Source organism: Pauljensenia sp. UMB1177, assembly GCF_030217965.1.
GTDB lineage: Bacteria > Actinomycetota > Actinomycetes > Actinomycetales > Actinomycetaceae > Pauljensenia > Pauljensenia turicensis_A.
This window is the reverse complement of sequence record NZ_JASOOV010000021.1, coordinates 1-299: the sequence shown is the minus strand read 5'-3', so window position 1 is coordinate 299 and position 299 is coordinate 1. Positions and strand designations below refer to the sequence as shown.

The following is a 299-nucleotide window of genomic DNA, read 5'->3' as shown; positions in this document are numbered from 1 at the left end:
TCCACCGCGCAGTCCATCTCCTTCACGAAGGACAGCCTGCCCGTGATCGAGGGCCCGGACACCGTGGAACTCACGGCGCCCGCCGGCGCTCTTGACCGGCAGGCCCTGGCCGCCGAGGTACTCGCCAAGTACACGGTGAAGGACGACGGCGCAGCTGGGGCCGCGGGCGATACCGCTCTTACCCTGGCACCGGGCACGGTGCTCAACCCGGGTGAGAATACGGTGACCCTCAGGGCCACCGATGCGGCCGGGGCTGCCGTGACCAAGACGGTGAGCGTGCCGGTGACCCAGGAGACCGC

The 299-nt window shown here is 70.2% G+C and carries 1 protein-coding gene; it reads left to right on the top strand.

The window, feature by feature from the left end; all coding sequences use genetic code 11:
* The coding region (locus QP442_RS08420) for a hypothetical protein (RefSeq protein WP_285069783.1) at positions 1-299 on the top strand (299 nt) is incomplete at both ends.